This is a genomic window from Streptomyces bathyalis (genome assembly GCF_015910445.1).
Lineage (GTDB): Bacteria > Actinomycetota > Actinomycetes > Streptomycetales > Streptomycetaceae > Streptomyces > Streptomyces bathyalis.
This window is the reverse complement of the sequence record NZ_CP048882.1, coordinates 6,257,315-6,279,436: the sequence shown is the minus strand read 5'-3', so window position 1 is coordinate 6,279,436 and position 22,122 is coordinate 6,257,315. Positions and strand designations below refer to the sequence as shown.

Genomic DNA, 22,122 nt, shown 5'->3' with positions numbered 1-22,122 from the left:
TACCGGCGCCGATCCGGGGTACCGCGAGAAGAGGGACGCACGAGTGCGCGCTCGCCCCGCGGGATCCCGGTCGGCCGTCCGTGCCCCGCCCCGGCCGGCGCCCGGACACCGGCCCTGACGGGGCTGGGGCCGGACCGCCCTCCGTACGCGCTCGTGCACAGGCACCGAAGCAGCCGAAGGAGGCGCTCACATGGCCATCGCCACGGTGAATCCGGCCACGGGCGAGACCCTGAAGACATTCGAACCGCTCGACGCCGGCGCGATCGAGGAGCGGGTCTCCAGGGCGGACCGCGCCTTCCGCGAATACCGCCTCACACCCTTCGCGGAGCGGGCCGCGCTGATGCACCGGGCGGCAGACCTGCTGGAGGCGGACCAGGACGCCATCGCCCGCACGATGACGACCGAGATGGGCAAGCCGCTCGCCGCCGCCCGGGCCGAGGCGGCCAAGTGCGTCAAGGCGATGCGCTGGTACGCCGAGCACGCCGAGGCGCAGCTCGCCGACGAGCATCCGGCTCCCGCGGACGTGAAGGACTCGGGCGCGGCCCGCGCGTTCGTGCGCTACCGGCCGCTGGGCACGGTCCTCGCGGTCATGCCCTGGAACTTCCCGCTGTGGCAGGTGGTGCGCTTCGCGGCGCCCGCCCTCATGGCCGGCAACACCGGACTTCTGAAGCACGCGTCGAACGTTCCGCAGACCGCCCTGTACATCGAGGAACTCTTCCGCCGCGCCGGATTCCCCGAGGGCGCCTTCCAGACCCTCCTCGTCGGCTCGGGCGCGGTCGCGGGGCTGCTCCGCGACGAGCGGATCGTGGCCGCGACCCTCACGGGAAGCGAACCCGCCGGGCGTTCGGTCGCCTCGATCGCGGGCGACGAGATCAAGAAGACGGTGCTGGAGCTCGGCGGCAGCGACCCCTACGTGGTGCTGCCCTCGGCGGACCTGGACAAGGCCGTACGCACCGCCGTCACGGCCCGCGTGCAGAACGCCGGGCAGTCCTGCATCGCCGCCAAGCGCTTCATCGTGCACACGGACATCTACGAGACCTTCATGGCCCGGTTCGTCGAACGCATGTCGGCGCTGAAGGTCGGTGACCCCCTGGCCGAGGACACCGACATCGGGCCGCTCTCCAGCGCGCAGGGCCGCTCCGATCTGGAGGAGCTCGTCGATGACGCCACGCACCGCGGTGCGACGGCCCTGTGCGGCGGAGGACGTCCGCTGCACCTCCCGGACGGCTGGTTCTACGAGCCGACCGTGCTCACCGGAATCACCGAGGAGATGAGGATCCACCGCGAGGAGGCCTTCGGTCCGGTCGCGACCGTGTACCGCGTGGACGGTCTGGACGAGGCGGTCGAACTCGCCAACGACACGTCGTTCGGGCTCAGTTCCAACGCATGGACGCGGGACTCCGCCGAGCAGGAGCGGCTCACCCGCGACCTGCAGGCGGGCGGCGTCTTCTTCAACGGCATGACGGCCTCGCACCCGGGTCTGCCCTTCGGCGGCGTCAAGCGCTCCGGGTACGGGCGAGAACTCGCCGGGCACGGCATCCGCGAGTTCTGCAACGCGACCACGGTGTGGTTCGGGCCCGAGGAGTGACGCCGGAGGAAACGGGACGGCAGGAGCGACCACCGCCACGTCCCGGTCTGTGAGGAGCAGGCCGGGCCTGCGGCCGACCGGGTCCTGCGGGGACCGGGCGGACGGGCCACACGCGGCGCACACCGCGGCGCGGGCCCGCCCGCCCGGCCTCTGCCGCCGGGCACCTTCCGGCCCCCACGCCGCCGGTAGGGTCGGCACGGCTCCGCCGGAGCCCGCACCTGTCCGTCCCCACCGGAGGTCCAGCCCGCATGGCCGTTCGTACCGAGAGGCAGGGGCCGGTCACCACCGTCGTCCTCTCCCGTCCCGCCGCGCGCAACGCCGTCGACGGTGCCACGGCCTCCCAACTCGCCGACGCCTTCCGCGCCTTCGAGGCCGACCCGGACGCCCTGGTGGCGGTGCTGTGGGGCGAGGGCGGCACGTTCTGCGCCGGTGCCGACCTGAAGGCCATCGGCACCGGCCGCGCCAACCGCGTCGCGCCGGACGGCGACGGCCCGATGGGCCCGACCCGGATGCGGCTGTCCAAGCCGGTCATCGCCGCGGTCAGCGGCCACGCGGTCGCCGGAGGGCTCGAACTCGCCCTGTGGTGCGATCTGCGGGTGGCCGAGGAGGACGCCGTCTTCGGCGTCTTCTGCCGGCGCTGGGGCGTTCCCCTGATCGACGGGGGCACGGTGCGCCTCCCCCGACTGATCGGCACGAGCCGCGCCCTCGACCTCATCCTCACCGGCCGTCCGGTGCCGGCCGCCGAGGCGTACGAGATGGGTCTCGCCAACCGGCTCGTACCGCAAGGGCAGTCGCGAGCGGCGGCCGAGGAACTCGCCGCCCAGCTGGCCCGCTTCCCTCAGACCTGCCTTCGCGGCGACCTCGCCTCCGTGCACGAGCAGGAAGGCCTCCCTGAAGGGGAGGCGATGACCCGCGAACTCCGGTACGGGCAGGCCGCGTTGGCGGAAGCAGCCGAGGGAGCGGCCCGTTTCGCGGCGGGCGCGGGCCGCCACGGCGACTTCGATTCGATCTGACGCTCCTGGCGCCCGGCAGCGCACGCCCCAAACGGCCAGGATGCGGCGGAAGGTACCGCCTCTCGCGATCAACTCCCCGTCAGCGGTGCGGAGTTGCCTCTCAGGCGCATCCCGGGCACTCTGTGCCTCACAGGGGGTTAACAAGGATGGACATTCAGTTCTCGCTGCCCGACGCTCCGGATGGTTCCCGCCACCTCGGGCAGTTGCGCGACTGGCTGCGCCGTGACCGCGACCTGCGGACCACTTCCGAGGTCTCCGTGCTTCCCGCCCCGCCCGACCCGGAGGCGATGGGCGCGGGGTTGGAGGTGTTGCAGCTGATTCTCGATTCGAGCTTGCAGCTGGCGTCCCTCGCGGTCGCGATCGTCTCGTGGCGCAAGGCGAACGGGACCCGCCCGGCGATGACGATCACCCGCGGCGACGTGGAGATCCGGCTCGGCAGCGCCGACCTGGAAGACGTCAGTACCGTGCTGGAGGCACTGGAGCGCCTGCGCGATGCGGACGACGCAGCGGAGACCGGCGACGACGAGGGTGACGGGGATGGGGGCCGGTGAACTCGCTGCCCGAGCCGGAGCGTTCCGCGGCCGTGATCATCGGTGTGGCCGGATACACGGAGCTGAAGCGGCTGCCCGCCGTCGCCAACAACCGCGACAGGCTCAAGGCCACGCTGACCGATCCCGAGATCTTCGGCCTGCCCGAGGAGCGGTGCCTGGTGGTGCCCGATCCCACGTATCCGAAGGCCCTGCGGGATCCGGTGGTCGAGGCGGCACGGCAGGCTCGCGACACGCTGATCGTCTATTACGCCGGGCACGGCTTCATGGACGACAAGGGCGCATTCTTCCTCACGCTCCCCGACAGCAGCGACGGTGACCCGTTCACCGCTGTCCCGTACGACTGGCTGCGCGGGGCGATCCTCAAGCACAGCAGCGCCCAGCGGCGAATCGTGATCCTGGACTGCTGCTACAGCGGGCTGGCGCTGGAGACGATGTCCGATCCCGCCACCGAGCTGCCGGCGGCCGCCAGCATCAACGGCAGCTACCTGCTGACCTCCGTATCCGAGAACGTCCAGGCTCTCTCCCCCAAGGGCGAGGAGTGCACGGCCTTCACCGGTGAGCTCACCAGGGCCTTGAGTGAAGGCGTCCCTGACGGCGGGGAGTTCCTGACTCTCGACACGATCTACGGCCAGGTCCGGCATTCCCTGCGCGCCAAGGGCAGGCCGGAGCCGCAGGAACAGGACCGGGGTCAGATCGGCAGGCTGCCCTTCGTACGGAACAGGGCGAAAGATCCCTCTGCGCTGCCCCCGCCCCCGCCCCGGCCCAGGCGTGGGTGTTTCGTGGCGGCCGCGGTGGGTGTCGTTCTGGCCGCAGTCGCCGTCCCCGTCACCTGGAAATTGGCGGGAGACGATCAGCGCTCCGGCAGGTGCTCGCAGCACGCGTCCCTGATCGGCCACTCCGACCAGCTGGACAAGGTCCGCTACAAGGGACGGCGCCTCGCCGGACTCTCCTCGCTCACGATGGACGGCCCGTCCCGGCTGCTGTCTCTCTCGGACACCGCCACTCCCTCCCTCTACAGGCTTTCACTGAGCTCCCAGGACAAGGCGGAGGTAGAGATCGACGGCAGGACGGACCTTCGCCGCAAGGACGGCTCGGAGTACAGCGGCGAGGACTTCGACGGCGAGGCCGTGGCTCTCGAGAGGGGCGGGCGCACCGTGCTGGTGGCCTCGGAGGCCGGCCCCAGCGTCAGCCGCTTCGACGTCAGGACCGGCAAGCTGCTGACCGGATTCCCGGTGCCGGAGCGGTTCGGCATCGCCCCGCAGGGAGACGGGCAGCACAGCGAGAGCTTCGAAGCGATGGCCCTGAGCCCCGACGGCCAATTCCTCTACGTGGGGCTCGAATCCCCGCTCAGCGGCGACGGCAGCCGGCAGGGCCGGTCACCGGTGCGCATCCTGCGCTACAAGGGCACGCCGGGCGGGGACTACGTCCCCGACCGGCAGTTCGCCTACGAGACGGGTTCCGGGCTGCGCCTCGCGGACCTCGTGGCGACCGGCGAGGACGGCGACCTGCTCGCCCTGGAGCGCGGCTACGCCGAGGGGCAGGGGAACGCCGTGCGGATGCACCGGATCTCGCTGCGCGACCTGCCCGATGTCTCCCGGGAGACCTCTCTGGCGAAGGCCCCCTCGGACGTCTTCGCCGCCAAGAGGCCGCTGTTCGACCTCGCCGACTGCCCCGCATCCGGAGCCGATGCGCCGCAGAAGCAGTCCAACCCGCTGCTGGACAACGTGGAGGGCGCGGCGCTCGGGCCCGTGCTGACGAAGGGGGAACACAAGGGACGGCGGGTGTTGTACCTCGTCTCCGACGACAACGCGAGCCCGAAGCAGGTGACGAGGTTCTACGCGCTCGCCGTCGCCGCGCCCTGAGCCCCCGCACCGACGCACCACCGTCCGGCCGCGCGGGGCCCGGTCGGACGGCGGCCCCGCTCAGCCCAGCCGGCTGCGCGCCTTGAAGGCCGCCTTGCGGGCCTCCTTGGCCGCCTGCTTGTCGGGGTGGACGCGGCCCATGGCCTCCAGGACGTCGGCTGTGGCCGGGTGGTCGACCTTCCACGCTTTGTCGAAGAACCCGGCGTGCTGGTCGACCAACCCCTGTACGAGGCCCTGGAGTTCGGTGGCCTCGCCCGCCGTCGCCAGCTGTGCGGCGATGGTGTCGACGGTCAGCCAGAAGACCATCTCCTCGTCGGGCTGCGGAACGTCCTGCGCCCCGTGCTCGACGAGCCACACCCGCGCCAGCCCGCCCAGCTGCCGGTCCTCCAGCACATCGCGCAGCGCCGGCTCGGCCTCGGTGCCGATGAGGGAAAGGGCCTGCTGGCACGCGAGTCGGCGGGAGGGGGCGTCCTCGTCGGTGCCGCGTGCCGCCGCGAGAAGCTCCCTGGCGGACTCCAGCGGCGTACGGGCGGCGAGCCAGGACTCGATCTCGGCCTGGGCGTTCTCCTCGGTGTACACCGGCAGTGCGCTCAGCAGCTTCTCCGCGCCCGCGCCCGCGAGGTCTCCCACTGCCGGTGCCTCGACGCCCGCTTCCCGCAGGCGCACCCGCACACCGTGTACTCCCAGCGGGGTCAGCCGCACCATGCCGTAGCGGGAGACGTCCTCCTCGTCGAGGTTCTCCGGCAGTTCGGCGTCCTCGTCGCTCTCCTCCGTCAACGCCTCGTCGACGGGCTGGTATTCGACGAGCCCGGCGGGAGCGAGCATCCGGAACTGCTCGTCGAGCTTCATCATCGCCGCCGAGACCTCTTCGAGGACGGCGTCCGTCGGTTCGTCCATGTCGTCCGGGACGATCATCGACGCCGCGAGCACCGGCAGCGGCACCATCGCACCGGCGGAGACGGCCTGGTCGCCGGCGGTCAGGACGTAGAGGTTGCCCAGTGCGCCGTCGAGGAACTCGGCTTCCTTCTCCGGGTTCCAGTCGAGCGAGTCGAGGTCGATGGCCTCCGGATCGATCTGCCCGTCCTCGCCGGTGACGTCCTCGAGACCGCCGACCAAGTCCTCGAAGCTCGGGGTCGCCGCGTCGGCGAGCACGCTCTCCAGGCCGCCCTGCCAGATCTCCAGCACGTCCTCCGGGCTGCCCTCGCCCCGGAGTTGGGCCAGTTCCTCACCGGGACGTGCGGTGCCAACGGGTTCCTCGGTGAGGACGGCGCGTGTGCCGCCGCCTTCCTCCCCGGACGCGTCGCCGTCCTCCTCGACCTCCAGCAGGCCCGTGTCGACGGCGAGTTGCCAGGCCTGAGCCGTGTGCATCTCGCCGTCCTCGTCGTCGGAGAGGCCGAGAAGGGCGACCGCCTCCTTCAACTGGGGCGCGAGCAGCTCCCCTCCGGCGCCGACGGGCACTCCGGGTCCGTCCGCACCCGCCGTGGCGCTGCCCGATTCACCGGCCCATGTCGCGAGCCGTGCGGCCCAGGAGAAGAGCGGTGCGGCCAGTGCGTCCCGCGCGAGTTCGGCTTCGGAGGACAGCCGCACGGGCGGCATGGCGGGACGGTCGCCCCCGGTCGTTTCACCGGACATCAGCGCGTTCATCTCCTACGGGGTGCTGCATGCTGCGGAAAGGATGCGACCCCCAGCGTAGACGGGATGTGTCCCGGGCTGCCCGAATCGCGCGCCCGTCATCCGCGGCGTCTCTGGGTCACACCGCGACGACCCTGTGTGCCATCGGGCGGACGGCGGCGCTGAGTTGTGTGGCGCTGTACTCAATCGTCCTGCATCCGCTTGACAAGTGAGATGAGCACGACAGACTTTTACGCGCGTAGAGATTACCGGCCCGTAATGAACGCCCGGAACCGGACAGTTCGTCGTCCGCCACCCCCCTCCGGAGGCACCGTTGTCGTCCCGTCTCGCCAGAACCTCCGCACTCACCGCCGCTGCGGTCTGCGGTTCCGCACTGCTCGTCGTCACCGCCGTCACCGCGTCCGGCAACACGGCCGAGGAGCCACGCCTCCACGACATCCAGGGCAACACCCGGATCTCGCCCTTTGCCGGCAAGGAGGTCTCGGACGTACCGGGAGTCGTCACGGCGGTGCGCGGCTTCGGCAAGGCACGTGGATTCTGGCTGCAGGACCCGAAGCCGGACGACGATCCCGCCACCAGTGAGGGCATATTCGTCTTCACCGGCGAGGAGACGCCCGACGTGAAGGCCGGGGACTCCATACGGATATCCGGGAAGGTGAGCGAGTTCTACCCGGGCGGTGAGGAAGCAGGCGGCCAGTCCGTCACACAGCTGACGGGCGCGAAGTGGGAGGCCGCCGCCAAGGCGAAGAAGAAGCTGCCCAAGGCCTTCGCCCTGACCGCCCGCAGCGTCCCCGATGCGTACGTGCCCGACGGCAAGGGCGACGACGGGAACGTCGAGTCCCTGAAGCTCCAGCCCCGCAAGTACGCCCTGGATCTCTACGAGTCCCTCGAAGGCATGCGCGCCGGCATCAAGGACGCCCCGGTCACCGGACCCACCACCGAGTTCGGCGAGCTGTGGGTCACGGCCGACCCCGACGAGCACCCGACACCGCGCGGCGGCACGCTCTACGGCGACTACGACCAGCAGAACGGCGCCCGCATGAAGGTCAGTTCGCTGCTGCCGCGCGAGGAGAACCCCTTCCCGAAGGCCAACGTCGGCGACGCTCTGAGCGGTGCCACCGCCGGGCCCGTCGACTACGACAACTTCGGCGGCTACGGCATACGGGCCACGAGCATGGGCGAGTTGAAGGACAACAAGCTCAAGCGGGAGAAGACACGCAAGGCGGGCAAGGACGAACTGTCCGTCGCCACCTACAACGTGGAGAACCTCTCCCCCGAGAGCGAGCCCGCGAAGTTCGACCGCCTCGCCGAGGCGCTGGTCGACAACCTCGCCTCCCCCGACGTCGTCGCACTGGAAGAGGTGCAGGACAACTCGGGCCCGAAGGACGACGGCACGGTCGCCGCCGACAAGACCATGGAGAAGCTGACCGCCGCCATCACGAAGGCAGGCGGCCCCTCCTACGAGTCACGCTCCATCGACCCGGAGAACAACGCCGACGGCGGACAGCCCGGCGGCAACATTCGCGTCGCGTTCCTCTTCAACCCCGACCGTGTCGAGTTCGCCGACCGCAAGGGCGGCGACGCGACCACACCGGTGAAGGTGACGGACGACGGCGGCTCCCCGAAGCTGTCGGCGAACCCTGGCCGCATCGCTCCGGAGGAAGAGGCGTGGAAGGAGAGCCGCAAGCCGCTGGCCGGTGAGTTCACCTTCAAGGGCCGCCAAGTCTTCGTCGTCGCCAACCACTTCAGCTCCAAGGGCGGCGACCAGCCGATGGAGGGCCGCAACCAACCCCCCGTGCGCGAGTCCGAGAAGCAGCGCACCGCGCAGGCGAAGCTGGTCAACTCCTTTGCCGGGAAGGTCGAGTCCATCGACAAGAAGGCGTCGGTCATCGCGCTGGGCGACTTCAACGACTTCCCGTTCTCCCCCAGCCTGGACGCCATGCGCAAGGGCGGCGTCTTCACCAGCCCCATGGACGAACTGCCCGCGGGCGAGCGCTACGGCTACGTCTTCAACGGCAACTCGCAGGTGCTCGACCACGCGGTCACCAGCCCGGGCACGGGACGCGTCAAGTACGACATCGTGCACATCAACGCCGAGTTCCACGACCAGGCCAGCGACCACGACCCGTCCGTGATCCGTATCAAGCCGTAGAACGGTCCCCGGCCGGCACACGCACCGGCCGCACGGCCACCGGCCCGCCGGCGGGCGCCCTTGAGGGTGGGTGCCCGCCGGCTGCTGTGTCTGCCGGGACTACCGGGGGCCTGTCCCGTGGCCCCACGGCTCTGACGGGGCGGAGCCCTTCGGAGCACCGATGCCGGGCCCGAAGTGCGGTGCGCCGCCGGGCCGGAGAGCGTCGTCCCCGTCCCGGCCGTCGCGGTCCGGCTGCTGCTCGTCCCCGCCCATGAGGTCCCGTACGAGAAGCGCCGCGCCCGCGACCGCGCCCGGCATCAGCACGACCGCGACCAGCGGAACCAGGAACGCCAGCACCAGCGGGACGCCGAAGCCCAGCGCCAGGCCCCTGCGGGTACGCAGGATGCGCAGCCGCTCGCGTACGGGGATCCCACGCCGCTGCATGGCCACGGAGACCAGCTCGACGGTGAGGAAGAACCCGGAGACGGCGAATCCGATCGCGGGGATCACGGTCTGTCCGACGACCGGCAGGAAGCCCAGGAAGAAGAGCGGCACGGTGAAGATCAGCATGCGCCACAGCACGTAGAGGCTGTCACGCATCGAGATCCACACCTCCTGCCACAGAGGACGGTCCGGGGTCGCGGGCGCGCCGCCCTCCGACTCCTCGACCTGCTCCGAGAGCTTCTCGTAGAACGGGTCGCCGAGCACGAGGGTGACGGCCGTGAAGGTGAGGACCGAGATCAGCAGCCCTCCGAGCCAGAGCAGCACCGCGAAGAGTCCGCGCAGGGAGTCCCGCCACAGCTCGTCCCAGTCGTCCGCGAACGGCGTGGCCCAGGCGGCGACGTCGTCGGCGAAGTACGCCAGCGCGGTGAGTGCGGCGGCGTAGAGCACCAGAGTCACCAGCGCGGGCAGCAGGCCGAAGCCGAACCACCGTCCGTGGCCGAACACCCAACGCTGCCCACGCCCCAAGTACCGCATCCCCGCGGCGAGATCTCGCATGCCCGTAAGCCTATGGCCTACGGGCGAGGGAGCCGCCCTGCGGGCGGGTATGGAGCGAGGCGGGGGCGAACCCGAGGCGGCCGTCGATCAGTTGCGGCCGTCGATCAGTTGCGGCGCTGCCGTCCCGAAGGCGTGGCAAGTCACGAGCGCGCCCAGTTCGAGGGCGGCCTGGAGACCGCTCGACATCGCTCGTGACGGCGCACGTGGGGACCGGATCCTGGCAGGATCCGGAACATGATCGCGTGGCCACCGTCCACTGAACCGGGCGGTCCCAGGAGCGGTCCCCACTACGGTGGTGGGCAGCAGAAGCGCGGAGCCTGCCGCCGGGCCGACCGCCTGTGGCGCTCCAGCCGAGTCACTGGGGGCATTGTGAGTGCGGACCTCGGTCCATTGCCGATCACTCGACGCAGCGGTGAGGAACCACTCGAGGCGGACGGCGAAGTCCAGGGTGTGCTCCTGGACTTCTGGCGGTGGTCGTGTTCGGACCTCGCCAACAACACGATGCGGGGGGTTCTGGCCGAGTACATCGTCGCGCTGGCGCTGGGAGCCGCCTCTGGTACGCGCATGGAGTGGGATTCGGTCGACATCCGTACCCGGGAAGGCTGGCGCGTCGAGGTGAAGTCCTCCGCCTACCTGCAGTCCTGGGCCCAGTCCAAGAAGTCGAGCATCTCGTTCTCGATAGGTGCGACCTTCGGCTGGAACCAGCAGACGGGCGAGTACTTGGCAGAACGGTCACGCCGGTCGGACGCGTACGTCTTCTGTCTGCTGCAACACCAGCACAAGCAGAGCTTGGATCCGCTGAACATCGACCAGTGGGACTTCTACGTGCTTGCCACTGAGGTCCTCGACAAGGCGTGTCCCGAGCAGAAGACCATCACCTTGACCCGGCTGCTGGGTCTCGAGCCGGAGCGCACGGACTTCGCCGGCCTGCGTCAGGCGGTGGCGAGGTGCCTCACTACGCGGACCGCGCCGTAGCGACGCAACGTCCACGAACAGGGCCGCCCTTCCTGCGAATGGCGTGCTTCTTGCCGCGATCGGCGGTGCGGCCCTGCTGTGGTAAACGAGGCTTCGGCCTTTGCCACAACAGCAGGGAGCGTGCAATGGAAGGGCTCCATGTGCGCGGATGCTCACGCACGCCTTCACCGCTCCGGGCCGACCGCCCCGCCTCCGGCGCGCGTCCCGATCACCGGGCCCGCCGCCCCCTGTACCACCGCTCGACTGGCCGTCCCCCCGGACCCCGGTCACATTGGGAGGGTGGAGGACCAGACCAGGCACGGGGAGCTGCGGCGCGGGGAAGAGCGGCAGACGGACCGGTGGGGTGGGCGGATCACGCGCCGGGATCGCTTCGCAGTCCCGTCGCTGGTGCGCCTCGTCATCTACCCGCTACCCATTGTGATGGTCCTGATCGCCGTCTCTCTGGACCTGGTCACCGCTCCCACGCTGACCGGCTCCGCCCTCTTCTGTGCGGCGCCGCTCGTGGCTGCTCCCTTCTTCACGACCATCGGCACCGCGCTCGTCGGCATGTTCTCGGTCGGGGCCGTCGCACTCATGCGCGTACTCGATGAGATGTCCACCGGAGAGATGGACCTCGCCGAGACGTCTTCGACCGCCGTCGTAGCTCTTCTCGCGGTCGTCATCAGCCGGCTCCTGCGCCGCCGCGGTGCCGCCGCATCCTCCGCGTGGACCATCGCCGAGGCCGCCCAGCTCGCGGTGCTGCCGGTGCCGCCCTCACGGCTCGGCGGTTTCCAGGTCGCTGCGCGCTACCGGGCAGCGCAGGTCGACGCACGCATCGGCGGCGACCTGTATGCCGTGCAGGAGACCCCGTACGGTGTGCGGCTCATCGTCGGGGACGTGCGCGGCGCGGGCATGGACGCGGTCGAGGCGATGGTGGTCATGATCGGCGCCTTCCGGGAAGCCGCGGAGCAGGAGGCGGACCTCGCAGCCGTAGCCGCACGCCTGGAGCACGCCCTGCACCGCGAGGCCCAGCAGAAGCACAGCCGCGAGTACGACGAGGGTTTCACCACGGCCGCGCTCGCCGAGCTTCCGACCGGACGTCCCGAGACGCTGCGCATCGTCAATCGCGGCCACCCTCCGCCACTGCTGCTCGCCGACGGTCGCACCCGCTTCATCGACCCGAGCGAGGCCGCCCTGCCCCTTGGGATGTCCGAGCTGGGCGATGGACCGGAACGCGCCGACGAGGTCCCCTTCCCGTGGGGCACGCAACTGCTCCTCTACACGGACGGCCTGTCCGAGGCGCGGGACAGTGACGGTGAGTTCTTCGAGCCGGACAAGGCACTCGCGGAGCGCGCCTTCGACGACCCGGAGATGCTCCTCGACGCGTTGCTCGTGGACGTACAGGCGCATACGGGCGACGCGGCGGCGGACGACATGGCGCTGATGGCGGTGCAGGTGCAGCGAAGACCGGGAGCGCACTGACGCGTGCACCGACGACGGCGGTTGCGTCTGCACCGTCGCCGTGCCCCACTTCCGGCCCCGGCGCGGGACCCGGGCCAGGTGGTCAGTCCTTCCTCGGTGGGCCCTCTCGACCAGCGCATCGCCCCGCTGCAACCATCCGACGCACGCGTCGGCGAGATCGCCGGCACAGCTTGCACGGGCAGCACCCACGACAACGGCCCCCGACCAACTTCCCTGATCGGGGGCCGAGTTGCCCGCTCGCGCTCCCTGACCCGGCCCTGGGCCCCGGGAGGGCACTCACCCGTGACCCACGCCGACAACTGTCCGTGACTCAACCGCAGGTCACGGCAATGATCGCCAACCGCCCCACGAATGAGGGCCGTTCGCGGTCAATTGTGGCTGTGCAGCGCCTCGTTCAGGCCGCCCCACGATCCGCTGCGCTGGATGACCTCGACCCTTCCGGTCGTCGAGTTGCGGCGGAAGAGCAGGTTGTCGGCGCCGGAGAGCTCCAGCGCCTTCACGATCTTCCCGTCGGGCAGGGACACCCGCGTACCGGCCGTGACGTACAGCCCGGCCTCGACGATGCAGTCGTCACCGAGTGAGATGCCGATACCGGCCTCGGCGCCGAGCAGGCAGCGCTCGCCGATGGAGATCGTCTGCTTGCCGCCGCCCGAGAGCGTGCCCATGATCGAGGCGCCGCCGCCGATGTCGGAGCCGTCGCCGACGACGACGCCGGCGCTGATGCGGCCCTCCACCATGGACGTTCCGAGGGTGCCCGCGTTGAAGTTGATGAAGCCCTCGTGCATGACCGTCGTGCCCTCGGCCAGGTGCGCCCCCAGCCGGGCACGGTCGGCGTCGGCGATGCGCACACCCTTCGGCGCCACGTAGTCCGTCATGCGCGGGAACTTGTCGACGCTGGTGACGCTCAGATGCTTGCCGTCGGCCCGTGCCGCCAGCCGCACCTGCTCCAGCCGGTCGACTGCGACGGGGCCGAGGTTCGTCCAGGCGACGTTGGCGAGCAGCCCGAACTGGCCCTCCAGGTTCAGCCCGTGCGGGCGCACGAGGCGGTGGCTGAGCAGATGCAGCCGCAGATACACGTCGTGGGTGTCGGCCGGCTTGTCGTCGAGCGAACCGATGACCGTACGCACGGCCACGATCTCGACACCGCGCACCGGGTCGGCGCCGAGCGCCTTCGGCGCCGACCCGCCCAGGGCCTCGGCGACGCGCTCAGGGCTCAGGCGCTCGCTACCGGCGGGCCCGTCGGGCTCCTGGACGAGCTCGGGGGCGGGGAACCAGGTGTCGAGGACGGTCTCTTCGCCGTCGCTTCCGCGGGAGATCGTGGCGAGCCCGACGCCGACGGCGCCGGTCGTGCGGGCTGTGCTGGCTGCTTGCGTCATGCCGGGCACGTTATCGGCCCGCGCACGGGCAGGGCCAACCGGTCTCAGCCCACGGAAGACACACCCCGCGGACGCCTCAGGTCTCGCCGGTGACGCGCGCGAGCGCCGACCGGACGGCCTCCCGGTCGAACGGCCTGTCGGTCAGCAGAAGTTGCAGCAGCAGGCCGTCGATCAGGGCGACCAGGGCACGGGCCGTGGCCACCTCGGCGGTGTGCCTGCCGATGACCTCGACCATCTCGTCCAGCCATGCGGCGGCCACGGGCTGGAGAGCCGGGCGCCGCAGCGCCGCGAGATAGAGCTCGTACTCGAGGCGGATACGCCCGCTGGCCCCACGCGCGTACTCCTCCAGCAGTCCCGTGAGCACATCGGCGAGGGCCCGGCCCTTCCCCGGCTCCGCTGTCCCCTCCCTCACGCCGTGACCGACGGACGGCGCCACGGCCGACAGCGCCCCCTCCCAGTCCTTCATGCCGCTGCGAGGCCCGCTGCAGACCTGCTGGAGGGAGGCGACCAGCAGGTCGTCGAGACCGGCGAAGTGGTACGTGGTCGACCCGAGCGGCACACCGGCCTCGGCGGCCACGGTGCGGTGACTGAGCGCCCCGATGCCCTTCATCTCGACGATCCGGATGGCGGCGTCGATGATGCGCTCGCGCCGCTCGGGATCGTACCGGCGTGCCATCAGTGGATCCCCCCGAGGTTGAGCACCACCACTCCCGCGATGACGAGCACGATCCCGATGATCTTCGCCGCCGTGACGGACTCGCCGATGAAGACGATGCCGATCGCGGCGATGGCGGCGGTGCCGGCACCGGCCCAGATCGCGTAGGCGGTGCCGACAGCCATCGACTTCAGCGTCTGTGCGAGGAGCGCGAAGGCCACGAGGTAGCCGAGGGCGGTGAGCACCGAGGGCCACAGCTTGCTGAAGCCGTCGCTGTACTTCATCGCAGTCGTGCCCAGGACCTCGGCCAGGATCGCTCCACCGAGCGTCAGATAGACCATGCGTACGAGCGTACACAACGATGTGTACGCTCGTACACGACAATTCCCCGCGAGTTACTCAGTCCACGAATTCCACCAGGTTCTTGCGCGGCCGCAGCACGCAGAACTCGTTGCCCTCGGGGTCGGCCAGCACCACCCACGACCTCTGATCGCCCTGCCCGACGTCGACGGGGCGGGCGCCGAGCCCGATGAGGCGCTCGACCTCTGCCGCCTGGTCGTCGGGGGCGAGGTCGAGGTGCAGCCGGTTCTTGACGGTCTTCTCCTCCGTCACCGGCATGAAGCAGATGCCCGTGGGCGCCGACGGAGCCGTGCCGATGATGACCTCGCGCTCCTTCTCGGAGAGCACCTGCCAGTCCAGTACGCGGCACCAGAACCGGGCCAGGTTCGGCAGGTCGTGGGCATCGACGATGATGTGGTGCAAAGAAACGGCCATGCCACCAGGATCCTGGCGGCATGGCCGTGACGCACACGAATTGCGTGCCGGTGACGGTGGCGGCGTGAGCCGCGCTCAGACGTTGAAGCCGAGTGCCCGCAGCTGCTCGCGGCCGTCGTCGGTGATCTTGTCCGGGCCCCACGGGGGCATCCAGACCCAGTTGATCTTCAGCTCGTCCACGATGCCTTCGGTCGCGGACTTCGCCTGGTCCTCGATGACGTCCGTGAGCGGACAGGCCGCCGAGGTGAGCGTCATGTCGATCGTGGCGATGTTCGAGTCGTCGATGTGGACCCCGTAGATCAGGCCCAGGTTGACGACGTCGATGCCCAGCTCCGGGTCGACCACGTCGAGCAGAGCCTCACGGACCTCGTCCTCGCTCGCGGGCTTCGCGGTGGTCTCGGTCATGCGGTCTTCTCCTTTACCGAGTCCTCGCCCAGCGCCTGGGCGGTGGCGTCCTTCCATGCCATCCAGCTCAGCAGAGCACACTTGACGCGCGCCGGGTACTTCGAGACCCCGGCGAAAGCGACGGCGTCCTCCAGCACGTCCTCCATGGCGTCGTCAGGCTCGACCTGTCCCCTGGACTGCATCAGCTCCAGAAAGGTCTCCTGGATGGTCCGCGCCTGGCCGAGCTCCTTGCCGACCAGCAGCTCGTTGAGCACGGAGGCGCTGGCCTGGCTGATGGAGCAGCCCTGGCCCTCGTAGCTGACGTCGCGGATCGTCTCCCCGTCGTAGCGCACACGCAGGGTGATCTCGTCACCGCACGTGGGGTTGACGTGGTGCACCTCCGCGTCGCCCTCCCGCAGGCCCTTGCCGTGGGGGTTCTTGTAGTGGTCCAGGATCACTTCCTGGTACATGGAGTCCAGCTTCACGAGTCAGTCCGTCCGTCCAGTCCTCTGCGGCCGCGCCGTCGTCCTAGGCGAAGAAGTTCCGTACGTGTTCCACGCCCTCGGCCAAGGCATCCACCTCGGCCGGCATGGAGTACAGATAGAACGACGCCCGCGTGGTCGCAGGAATTCCGTACCGCAGACAGACGGGCCGTGCGCAGTGGTGTCCGACGCGGACGGCGATGCCCTGCTCGTCGAGGACCTGGCCCACGTCGTGCGGGTGGATGTCCCCGAGGGTGAAGGAGATCGCCGCGCCCCGGTCCTCCGCCGTCGTGGGACCGATGAAGCGCAGATCGGGGATCTGGCTCAGCCTGTCCACGGCGTACGCGGTCAGCGCGTGCTCGTGCTCCTGGATGCGGTCCATGCCGATGGACGAGAGGTAGTCGACCGCGGCGCCGAGACCGACCGCCTGAGCGATCGGAGGCGTCCCCGCCTCGAACTTGTGCGGGGCGGGCGCGTAGGTCGACGAGTGCATCGTGACCGTCTCGATCATCTCGCCGCCGCCGAGGAAGGGAGGCAGGTCGTCCAGCAGCTCCTGCCGTCCCCACAGCACGCCGATGCCCGTCGGACCGCACATCTTGTGCCCGGTGAAGGCGACGAAGTCGGCCTGGATCGCCTGCACGTCCAGCACCATGTGCGGAGCCGCCTGCGAGGCGTCCACGACGACGAGGGCGCCGACCTGCTGGGCACGCCGGACGATGGCCTCGACCGGGTTGATGGTGCCCATGATGTTGGAGACGAGGGTGAAGGAGACGACCTTGGTCTTCTCGGTGATGACCTCGTCGATCGCGGACAGGTCCAGCCGGCCGTCGTCGGTGAGACCGAACCACTTCAGCTTCGCGCCCGTGCGCTGCGAAAGCAGCTGCCAGGGAACGATGTTGGAGTGGTGTTCCATCTCCGTGATGACGATCTCGGTGTCGTGCTCCACCCGGTAGGGCTCGTCCGCCCAGCCCAGCATGTTGGCCACGAGGTTGAGCGACTCCGAGGCGTTCTTGGTGAAGACGACCTCGTCACGGCTGGGCGCGTTGATGAACGCCGCGACCTTGTCGCGCGCACCCTCGTACAGCGCCGTCGCCTCCTCGGCCAGGACGTGGACGCCGCGGTGGACGTTGGCGTTGTGCCGCTCGTTGTAGTCGCTCATCGCGTCCAGCACCTGGCGCGGCTTCTGCGAGGTCGCCGCGTTGTCCAGGTACACGAGCTTCTGCCCGCCGTGGACCGTGCGGTCCAGGATCGGGAAGTCCTTGCGGATCGCCTCGGTGTCGAGCAGACCCGGAAGCGTCAGCTTGCTCACGAAGCGGCGCCCCCCTTCACGTATGCCTCGTAGCCCTCTTCCTCCAGCTTGTCGGCCAGCTCCGGACCGCCGGACTCGGCGATCCGGCCCTTGGCGAAGACGTGCACGTGGTCGGGCTTGATGTAGCGCAGGATGCGCGTGTAGTGGGTGATCAGCATGGTGCCGACCTCGCCGTTCTCACGGACGCGGTTGACGCCTTCGGAGACCACCCGCAGCGCGTCCACGTCGAGGCCGGAGTCGGTCTCGTCGAGGATCGCGATCTTCGGCTTGAGGAGCTCCAGCTGGAGGATCTCGTGCCGCTTCTTCTCACCGCCGGAGAAGCCCTCGTTGACGTTCCTCTCGGCGAAGGACGGGTCGATCTGGAGGCGCTCCATGGCCTCCTTGACCTCCTTCACCCAAAGCCTCAGCTTGGGGGCCTCGCCGCGCAGCGCCGTGGCCGACGTGCGCAGGAAGTTGGAGACGGAGACACCGGGCACCTCGACCGGGTATTGCATGGCGAGGAAGACGCCGGCGCGGGCGCGCTCGTCCGGGGTCATCTCGAGGACGTCCTCGCCGTCCAGCTTCACCGAGCCGCCGGTGATCGCGTACTTGGGGTGACCCGCGAGGGAGTAGGCGAGCGTGGACTTGCCGGAACCGTTCGGCCCCATGATCGCGTGCGTCTCGCCCTGCTTCACAGTCAGGTCGACTCCGCGCAGGATCTCGTTCGGACCGTTCTCGGTGTCGACGGAGACGTGCAGGTCGTTGATCTCAAGCGTTGCCATGGGGACTTCAGGACTCCTGTGTGACGGAGACGAGCACGGCCGCATCGGGGCCGTCGCCTTCGATTCGTACGGGGTATACGGGGATGGGCCGGGTCGCGGGCAGGCCGGAGGGCTTGCCCGTACGCAGGTCGAAACTGGAGCCGTGCAGCCAGCACTCGATCTGGCAGTCCTCGACCTCGCCCTCGGACAGTGAGACGTTCGCGTGCGAGCAGATGTCGTTGACCGCGAACACCTCTCCCTCCGTGTGGACGAGGGCGACCGGCACGCCTTCGAGTTCCACCCTCTTGGGGGTGTCCTCCTCCAGCTCGCCGAGTGCCGCGACGCGCACGAAGCCTTCGCCGCTCATACGGACGCCTCCAGCTCCGCCTCGATCTTCTCGATGAGGCGCTTCTCCACGTCCGGCAGACCGATCTGCTGGACGAGTTCGGCGAAGAAGCCCCGCACGACCAGCCGCCGCGCCTCCTGCTCCGGGATGCCCCGGGCCTGGAGGTAGAACAGCTGCTCGTCGTCGAACCGGCCGGTGGCCGAGGCGTGGCCCGCCCCCACGATCTCACCGGTCTCGATCTCGAGGTTGGGCACCGAGTCGACCCGCGCGCCGTCCGTCAGGACGAGGTTGCGGTTCAGCTCGTAGGTGTCGGTGCCGGTGGCTGCCGCGCGGATCAGCACGTCGCCGATCCACACCGCGTGCGCCTCGGCACCCTGCAGGGCGCCCTTGTAGACCACGTTGCTTCGGCAGTTGGGCCTGTCGTGGTCGACGAAGAGGCGGTGCTCCTGATGCTGGCCGTTGTCCGTGAAGAACAGGCCGTAGAACTCGGCCTCGCCGCCGGGGCCCGCGTAGTTGACGCGGGGGTGGAGGCGGACGACGTCACCGCCGAAGGTGACGACGACCGACTTGAAGGTGGCGTCCCTGCCCACCAGCGCGTTGTGCTGGGAGCAGTGGACCGCCGAATCGTCCCAGTCCTGCACGGAGACGACGGTCAGCTTGGCGCCGTCGCCGACGACGAACTCGACGTTGGCGGCCCGCACCGCGTCGCCGGTGTGGTCGATGACGATGACCGCCTCGGCGAACTCCTTGACCTCGAAGACCGTGTGCCCGTAGCTGACGCCGCCCTCACCGTGCAGGGAGACCCGCACCGGGTCCTTCAGCACGGCCTCCTTGGGCACGGTGACGACCGCGGCCTTCTCGAAGGAGGAGAACGCCTGCGCGGCGACCCGGTCGACCGGCTTCCCCGCCCGGCCGACCCGTGAGTCGTCGCGTCCGACGGTCTCCACCGTCACGCCTTCCGGCGCGTCGACCTCGACCTTGAGCGAGCCCGACGCCTCGGCCGTACCGTCGTGCAGCCCCCTGAGCCGCTCGATCGGTGTGAAGCGCCACTCCTCCTCCCTGCCGTGCGGCACGGGGAAGTCCGCCACGTCGAAGGAGGGCGGTGCACTCATCCGGGTGGCGACGGTGGACTCAGCTGCCACCGCAATGGATCCGGTGGTGTTCGAACCGACCGGCGGGGGTCCCCCCTGGACGACGTCCTTGGGGGAGTTCTGAGCCTCAGCCATGGCGCTCGTGTTGCTCACTCTCTGGGATCGGAAGCCTCGAAGGGACTCTGCGGAAGCTGCCTGGGGTCAAGTCGCTTGCGGTGCGGGCCGCGAGGCACGCGGGCCGGCGTCAGCCGACCGCGCCCTCCATCTGCAGCTCGATGAGCCTGTTGAGCTCCAGCGCGTACTCCATCGGGAGCTCCTTCGCGATGGGCTCGACGAAGCCGCGGACGATCATCGCCATCGCCTCGTCCTCGGACAGACCACGGCTCATCAGGTAGAAGAGCTGGTCGTCGCTGACCTTGGAGACGGTGGCCTCGTGGCCCATCGTCACGTCGTCCTCGCGGACGTCGACGTACGGATAGGTGTCCGACCGGGAGATCGTGTCCACGAGCAGCGCGTCGCACAGCACGTTGGACTTCGACCCCTCGGCGCCCTCGGCGATCTCGATCAGACCGCGGTAGGACGTACGGCCACCGCTGCGGGCCACCGACTTGGAGACGATGTTGGAGGACGTGCGCGGCGCCATGTGGACCATCTTCGCGCCGGCGTCCTGGTGCTGGCCCTCACCCGCGAAGGCGACCGAGAGCGTCTCGCCCTTGGCGTGTTCACCCATCAGGTAGACGGCCGGGTACTTCATGGTGACCTTCGAGCCGAGGTTGCCGTCGACCCACTCCATGGTCGCGCCCTCGTAGGCCACCGCACGCTTGGTGACCAGGTTGTAGACGTTGTTCGACCAGTTCTGGATCGTCGTGTAGCGGCAGCGGCCGCCCTTCTTGACGATGATCTCGACGACGGCGGAGTGCAGCGAGTCCGAGTTGTAGATCGGAGCCGTGCAGCCCTCGACGTAGTGCACGTAGGCGTTCTCGTCGACGATGATCAGCGTCCGCTCGAACTGGCCCATGTTCTCGGTGTTGATGCGGAAGTAGGCCTGGAGCGGGATGTCGACGTGCACGCCCGGCGGCACGTAGATGAACGAACCGCCCGACCACACGGCGGTGTTGAGCGCGGCGAACTTGTTGTCACCGGGCGGGATGACGGTGCCGAAGTGCTCCTGGAAGATCTCCGGGTGCTCGCGCAGCGCCGTGTCGGTGTCCAGGAAGAGGACGCCCTGCTGCTCCAGGTCCTCACGGATCTGGTGGTAGACGACCTCGGACTCGTACTGCGCCGCGACACCGGCGACGAGGCGCTGCTTCTCCGCCTCGGGGATGCCGAGCTTGTCGTAGGTGTTCTTGATGTCCTCGGGCAGGTCGTCCCAGGTCTGGGCCTGCTTCTCCGTGGAACGCACGAAGTACTTGATGTTGTCGAAGTCGATGCCCGACAGGTCCGAGCCCCAGTTCGGCATGGGCTTCTTCTCGAAGAGCCTGTGCCCCTTGAGGCGGAGCTTGAGCATCCACTCCGGCTCGTTCTTCTTGTCCGAGATGTCGCGGACGACCTCGTCGGAGAGGCCACGCTTCGCGGTGGCACCGGCCGTGTCGGAGTCGGCCCAGCCGTACTCGTACTTGCCCAGTCCCTCAAGCTCCGGGTGAGCAGTCTCCGTAGGAGAGGTCATGCGGGGTTCCTCCCGGCGGTGTTCGCAGGTGCGGTGGTGGCGTTGCTCGCCTTGGTCCTGCTGTTGTCGGTCTTGCTTGCGTTCTTGCTCGTCTTGCTCGGGGTCTCACCGGCGGGGCTGCCGGTGGTCGTGCTGCGGGTCTCTGTGACGTTCCTGGGCTGCGACGGGGATCCGCCTCGGTGTCCACCGGCGGAAGACCCACCGGGTCTCCCCGCCGGAGGGAGGGGATGGCTCTGCGGGACGAAGGTCGTGCACACCCCGTCGCCGTGGGCGATCGTCGCCAGCCGCTGGACGTGCGTGCCGAGCAGGCGGGAGAAGACCTCCGTCTCCGCCTCGCACAGCTGCGGGAACTGCTCCGCGGTGTGCGCCACCGGGCAGTGGTGCTGGCAGAGCTGCTCGCCGGCGGCCGTACCCCCGGCGGAGGCGGGCGCACTGCGCGCAGTGGCAGCGTACCCGTCCTTGGTCAGTGCCTCGGCCAGCGCCCGTGTGCGCTCCTCGGGCGGCACCCGCTCCAGTTCGCGTCTGTACTGCTCGGCCTGTGCGGCCACGCGGGCCCGCGCGAAGTCCGCCACAGCGGCGTCGCCACGCTCTCCGCCGCCGGCACTCTGCGCTATCCAGCGCAGGGCGTCAGCGGCCAGATTGTCGTAGTCCTGTTCGAAGGCGTCCCGGCCGCAGTCGGTGAGCGCGAAGACCTTGGCGGGCCGGCCCCTGCCTCGCGAGCCGTAGACCCGCTTCTCGCGCGGTTCGACGACTCCTTCTCCCACGAGCGAGTCGAGGTGGCGGCGGACGGCCGCCTGGGTGAGTTCCAGGCGCAGCGCCAGCTCGGCGGCGGTGGACGGCCCGTGGTCGAGGATCGATCGGGCCACCCTGTTACGCGTACCGTGCTGCTCGTCATGGCCTCCGGGGGCTCCGGACTGGCCGGCCGGACCGGACACGAACGGGCCGTCGGCGGCCGCTCCGGCCGCCGATCGCGTCTCGTGTCCCTCAGCCGTCTTTTTCACAACGTCATTGTTGCGTAATTCTTCGCGAGACGGCAAGCCGCGTCCTGACCTGGCTGGATGGCCTGCGTCACGTAAGGGGACCCTTA

Annotated in this window: 21 protein-coding genes and 1 pseudogene; 7 read left to right on the top strand and 15 right to left on the bottom strand. The window is 69.7% G+C overall.

Annotated elements, in window-relative coordinates:
- Positions 1-190: 190 nt before the first annotated feature.
- The 4 genes from G4Z16_RS27165 to G4Z16_RS27150 all read left to right on the top strand — a co-directional run bounded on the left by G4Z16_RS27165 (position 191) and on the right by G4Z16_RS27150 (position 5,014).
- Positions 191-1,588 carry an NADP-dependent succinic semialdehyde dehydrogenase gene (locus G4Z16_RS27165; RefSeq protein WP_197353255.1) on the top strand — a complete coding sequence of 466 codons (1,398 nt, stop codon included), beginning with the start codon at positions 191-193 and terminating at the stop codon, positions 1,586-1,588.
- Between the two features lie 248 nt (positions 1,589-1,836).
- Positions 1,837-2,601 carry a crotonase/enoyl-CoA hydratase family protein gene (locus G4Z16_RS27160; protein WP_197353254.1) on the top strand — a complete coding sequence of 255 codons (765 nt, stop codon included), beginning with the start codon at positions 1,837-1,839 and terminating at the stop codon, positions 2,599-2,601.
- A gap of 146 nt (positions 2,602-2,747) precedes the next feature.
- Positions 2,748-3,152 carry an effector-associated constant component EACC1 gene (locus G4Z16_RS27155; protein ID WP_197353253.1) on the top strand — a complete coding sequence of 135 codons (405 nt, stop codon included), beginning with the start codon at positions 2,748-2,750 and terminating at the stop codon, positions 3,150-3,152.
- Positions 3,149-5,014, top strand: a complete 1,866-nt coding sequence (locus G4Z16_RS27150) for a caspase, EACC1-associated type (RefSeq protein WP_197353252.1) — start codon at positions 3,149-3,151, stop codon at positions 5,012-5,014. Before G4Z16_RS27155 ends, G4Z16_RS27150 begins: the two co-directional genes overlap by 4 nt.
- A 60-nt stretch (positions 5,015-5,074) precedes the next feature.
- On the opposite strand, the gene G4Z16_RS27145 is transcribed toward G4Z16_RS27150, so the two are convergent.
- Positions 5,075-6,646 (bottom strand): hypothetical protein, encoded by a 1,572-nt coding sequence (locus G4Z16_RS27145; protein ID WP_197353251.1) that lies wholly within the window; start codon positions 6,644-6,646, stop codon positions 5,075-5,077.
- A gap of 313 nt (positions 6,647-6,959) precedes the next feature.
- On the opposite strand from G4Z16_RS27145, the gene G4Z16_RS27140 reads away from it, so the two are divergent.
- Positions 6,960-8,798: an endonuclease/exonuclease/phosphatase family protein gene (locus G4Z16_RS27140; RefSeq protein WP_197353250.1), complete on the top strand. Its 1,839-nt coding sequence runs from the start codon at positions 6,960-6,962 to the stop codon at positions 8,796-8,798.
- 99 nt (positions 8,799-8,897) lie between these two features.
- Here G4Z16_RS27140 and G4Z16_RS27135 read toward each other — a convergent pair whose 3' ends face one another.
- Positions 8,898-9,776: an EI24 domain-containing protein gene (locus tag G4Z16_RS27135; protein ID WP_197353249.1), complete on the bottom strand. Its 879-nt coding sequence runs from the start codon at positions 9,774-9,776 to the stop codon at positions 8,898-8,900.
- A 390-nt stretch (positions 9,777-10,166) separates the two neighbouring features.
- On the opposite strand from G4Z16_RS27135, the gene G4Z16_RS27130 reads away from it, so the two are divergent.
- Complete coding sequence (locus G4Z16_RS27130) at positions 10,167-10,751, top strand: hypothetical protein (protein WP_246531094.1); 585 nt, start codon at positions 10,167-10,169, stop codon at positions 10,749-10,751.
- Positions 10,752-11,030: 279 nt separating this feature from the next.
- Positions 11,031-12,212: a PP2C family protein-serine/threonine phosphatase gene (locus G4Z16_RS27125; RefSeq protein ID WP_246531093.1), complete on the top strand. Its 1,182-nt coding sequence runs from the start codon at positions 11,031-11,033 to the stop codon at positions 12,210-12,212.
- A 27-nt stretch (positions 12,213-12,239) separates the two neighbouring features.
- Here the strand turns inward: G4Z16_RS27125 and G4Z16_RS32775 are convergent.
- From G4Z16_RS32775 to G4Z16_RS27065, 13 genes and pseudogenes are all read right to left on the bottom strand, one after another.
- Positions 12,240-12,374 (bottom strand): annotated as a pseudogene (locus tag G4Z16_RS32775) (aminoglycoside phosphotransferase family protein); the annotation flags it as partial.
- 206 nt (positions 12,375-12,580) lie between these two features.
- Positions 12,581-13,588 carry a 2,3,4,5-tetrahydropyridine-2,6-dicarboxylate N-succinyltransferase gene (dapD, locus tag G4Z16_RS27120; RefSeq protein WP_197353247.1) on the bottom strand — a complete coding sequence of 336 codons (1,008 nt, stop codon included), beginning with the start codon at positions 13,586-13,588 and terminating at the stop codon, positions 12,581-12,583.
- Positions 13,589-13,664: 76 nt separating this feature from the next.
- Complete coding sequence (locus G4Z16_RS27115) at positions 13,665-14,264, bottom strand: TetR/AcrR family transcriptional regulator (RefSeq protein WP_197353246.1); 600 nt, start codon at positions 14,262-14,264, stop codon at positions 13,665-13,667.
- Entirely contained in the window at positions 14,264-14,584 is a 321-nt protein-coding gene (locus tag G4Z16_RS27110; RefSeq protein WP_197353245.1) for a DMT family transporter, read from the bottom strand. The genes G4Z16_RS27115 and G4Z16_RS27110 overlap by 1 nt, the downstream gene beginning before the upstream one ends.
- A 58-nt stretch (positions 14,585-14,642) precedes the next feature.
- On the bottom strand, positions 14,643-15,017 hold the full coding sequence (locus tag G4Z16_RS27105; protein WP_197353244.1) for a VOC family protein: 375 nt from the start codon (positions 15,015-15,017) through the stop codon (positions 14,643-14,645).
- 75 nt (positions 15,018-15,092) lie between these two features.
- Positions 15,093-15,422: a metal-sulfur cluster assembly factor gene (locus tag G4Z16_RS27100; protein ID WP_028435578.1), complete on the bottom strand. Its 330-nt coding sequence runs from the start codon at positions 15,420-15,422 to the stop codon at positions 15,093-15,095.
- Positions 15,419-15,886 carry a Fe-S cluster assembly sulfur transfer protein SufU gene (gene sufU, locus G4Z16_RS27095; protein WP_028435579.1) on the bottom strand — a complete coding sequence of 156 codons (468 nt, stop codon included), beginning with the start codon at positions 15,884-15,886 and terminating at the stop codon, positions 15,419-15,421. Before sufU ends, G4Z16_RS27100 begins: the two co-directional genes overlap by 4 nt.
- Before the next feature lie 43 nt (positions 15,887-15,929).
- A complete protein-coding gene (locus G4Z16_RS27090; RefSeq protein WP_425508184.1) occupies positions 15,930-17,183 on the bottom strand; it encodes a cysteine desulfurase in 1,254 nt (417 codons plus the stop codon).
- Positions 17,184-17,188: 5 nt separating this feature from the next.
- Positions 17,189-17,953: a Fe-S cluster assembly ATPase SufC gene (gene sufC, locus G4Z16_RS27085; protein WP_197353242.1), complete on the bottom strand. Its 765-nt coding sequence runs from the start codon at positions 17,951-17,953 to the stop codon at positions 17,189-17,191.
- A 7-nt stretch (positions 17,954-17,960) separates the two neighbouring features.
- Complete coding sequence (locus G4Z16_RS27080) at positions 17,961-18,299, bottom strand: non-heme iron oxygenase ferredoxin subunit (protein ID WP_028435582.1); 339 nt, start codon at positions 18,297-18,299, stop codon at positions 17,961-17,963.
- On the bottom strand, positions 18,296-19,504 hold the full coding sequence (gene sufD, locus G4Z16_RS27075; protein WP_197353241.1) for a Fe-S cluster assembly protein SufD: 1,209 nt from the start codon (positions 19,502-19,504) through the stop codon (positions 18,296-18,298). The genes G4Z16_RS27080 and sufD overlap by 4 nt, the downstream gene beginning before the upstream one ends.
- Positions 19,505-19,613: 109 nt before the next feature.
- Positions 19,614-21,035, bottom strand: coding sequence for a Fe-S cluster assembly protein SufB (sufB, locus tag G4Z16_RS27070; protein WP_197353240.1), 1,422 nt, complete (start codon positions 21,033-21,035; stop codon positions 19,614-19,616).
- Positions 21,032-22,036, bottom strand: a complete 1,005-nt coding sequence (locus G4Z16_RS27065; RefSeq protein ID WP_425508123.1) for a helix-turn-helix transcriptional regulator — start codon at positions 22,034-22,036, stop codon at positions 21,032-21,034. The genes sufB and G4Z16_RS27065 overlap by 4 nt, the downstream gene beginning before the upstream one ends.
- Between the last annotated feature and the right edge of the window lie 86 nt (positions 22,037-22,122).

Excerpts from the sequence above, each read along its gene's own strand:
- G4Z16_RS27105 (WP_197353244.1), bottom strand. The coding sequence starts at position 15,017 with ATGGCCGTTTCTTTGCACCACATCATCGTCGATGCCCACGACCTGCCG.
- G4Z16_RS27155 (WP_197353253.1), top strand. The coding sequence starts at position 2,748 with ATGGACATTCAGTTCTCGCTGCCCGACGCTCCGGATGGTTCCCGCCAC.
- G4Z16_RS27080 (WP_028435582.1), bottom strand. The coding sequence starts at position 18,299 with ATGAGCGGCGAAGGCTTCGTGCGCGTCGCGGCACTCGGCGAGCTGGAG.
- G4Z16_RS27160 (WP_197353254.1), top strand. The coding sequence starts at position 1,837 with ATGGCCGTTCGTACCGAGAGGCAGGGGCCGGTCACCACCGTCGTCCTC.
- G4Z16_RS27145 (WP_197353251.1), bottom strand. The coding sequence starts at position 6,646 with ATGTCCGGTGAAACGACCGGGGGCGACCGTCCCGCCATGCCGCCCGTG.
- dapD (WP_197353247.1), bottom strand. The coding sequence starts at position 13,588 with ATGACGCAAGCAGCCAGCACAGCCCGCACGACCGGCGCCGTCGGCGTC.
- G4Z16_RS27165 (WP_197353255.1), top strand. The coding sequence starts at position 191 with ATGGCCATCGCCACGGTGAATCCGGCCACGGGCGAGACCCTGAAGACA.
- sufB (WP_197353240.1), bottom strand. The coding sequence starts at position 21,035 with ATGACCTCTCCTACGGAGACTGCTCACCCGGAGCTTGAGGGACTGGGC.
- G4Z16_RS27110 (WP_197353245.1), bottom strand. The coding sequence starts at position 14,584 with ATGGTCTATCTGACGCTCGGTGGAGCGATCCTGGCCGAGGTCCTGGGC.
- G4Z16_RS27135 (WP_197353249.1), bottom strand. The coding sequence starts at position 9,776 with ATGCGAGATCTCGCCGCGGGGATGCGGTACTTGGGGCGTGGGCAGCGT.
- G4Z16_RS27115 (WP_197353246.1), bottom strand. The coding sequence starts at position 14,264 with ATGGCACGCCGGTACGATCCCGAGCGGCGCGAGCGCATCATCGACGCC.
- sufD (WP_197353241.1), bottom strand. The coding sequence starts at position 19,504 with ATGGCTGAGGCTCAGAACTCCCCCAAGGACGTCGTCCAGGGGGGACCC.
- G4Z16_RS27100 (WP_028435578.1), bottom strand. The coding sequence starts at position 15,422 with ATGACCGAGACCACCGCGAAGCCCGCGAGCGAGGACGAGGTCCGTGAG.
- sufC (WP_197353242.1), bottom strand. The coding sequence starts at position 17,953 with ATGGCAACGCTTGAGATCAACGACCTGCACGTCTCCGTCGACACCGAG.